1 protein-coding gene is annotated in these 1,455 nt (G+C 68.7%); it reads left to right on the top strand.

The features are described 5' to 3' along the window. Positions 1-1,455, top strand: a 1,455-nt coding sequence (locus HR9077_RS18200) for an amino acid adenylation domain-containing protein (RefSeq protein WP_136068724.1), incomplete at both ends; no start/stop codon positions are given.

The raw sequence follows: 1,455 nt of genomic DNA, 5'->3' as shown, positions 1-1,455 counted from the left end.
TGGGCGTCAAACCCGAGACCCGGGTGGGCATTGCCGTGGAGCGCTCCGTCGAGATGATGGTGGGGCTGCTGGGGATCCTCAAGGCCGGCGGCGCCTACGTGCCGCTGGACCCGGACTATCCGGCCGACCGGCTGGGCTACATGATCGCCGGCAGCGGCATCGAGCTGCTGCTGACCCAGGAGTCCCTGCGTGACGCACTGCCCGCGACCGAGGGGCTGAGCGTGCTCGCGCTGGACCGGCTGGACCTGGCCCATCAGTCGTCGACCAACCTCGACGTGGCGCTGCACGGCGACCACCTGGCCTATGTGATCTATACCTCGGGCTCCACCGGGCGGCCTAAGGGCGCGGCCAACCGCCATCGCGCGCTGAGCAACCGCCTGGCGTGGATGCAGGACGCCTACCGGCTGAAGGCCGAGGATGCGGTGCTGCAGAAGACCCCGTTCAGTTTCGACGTCTCGGTGTGGGAGTTCTTCTGGCCGCTGATGCAGGGCGCGCGGCTGGTGATGGCCCCGCCGGGAGTGCATCGCGAGCCGGCGCGATTGGTCGAGCTGATTCGGATGCACGGCATCACCACGCTGCACTTCGTACCCTCGATGCTGCAGGCCTTCCTGGCGCATGGTGAGGTCGAGACCTGCACCAGCCTGACACGCCTGGTATGCAGCGGCGAGGCCCTGCCGGCGGAGCTGCAGAGCCAGGTGTTTGCGCGTCTGCCGCAGACGGCGCTCTACAACCTCTATGGTCCCACCGAGGCGGCTATCGACGTCACGCACTGGACCTGCGAAGACGACGGGCGCTGTCAGGTGGCCATTGGCCAGCCGATCGCCGGCATTCGCACCTACGTGCTGGACGGCGAGCTCAACCTGGCGCCGCCGGGGGTGGCTGGGGAGCTGTATCTGGGTGGCGTGGGTCTGGCCCGTGGCTATCTCAATCGCAGTGATCTCACCGCGGAGCGCTTCGTGGCCGATCCGTTCACGAAGGGCGAGCGCCTCTACCGTACGGGCGATCTGGTGCGTTGGCGGGCCGATGGCCAGCTCGAGTACCTGGGCCGCCTCGACCATCAAGTAAAAATACGTGGCCTGCGCATCGAGCTGGGCGAGATCGAAGCCGAACTGCTTTCTCAGCCGGATGTGCGTGAGGCGGTGGTGGCGGCCCAGGAAGGGCCCGGCGGTGCGCGGCTGGTGGCGTATGTCGTTCCCCGGGGCGACGTCGAACTCGACACCGGTGCGCTGCGCGAGCGGCTGGGTCAACGCCTGCCGGATTACATGGTGCCGGGCGTGGTGGTGCCGCTGGCGGCACTGCCGCTGAGCCCCAACGGCAAGGTGGACCGGAAGGCGTTGCCGGCACCGGACATGGCGAGCGGCGTGTCGTACGAGGCACCGCAGGGCGAGGTGGAAGAGGCCCTGGCGGCGATCTGGGCCGAGGTGTTGGGCGTGGCGAGGGTCGGTCGCCACGACA

It is taken from the genome of Modicisalibacter radicis (assembly GCF_900961225.1).
GTDB lineage: Bacteria > Pseudomonadota > Gammaproteobacteria > Pseudomonadales > Halomonadaceae > Modicisalibacter.
Note: the sequence above shows the minus strand (reverse complement) of the source record. Positions and strands in the feature narration are given on the sequence as shown.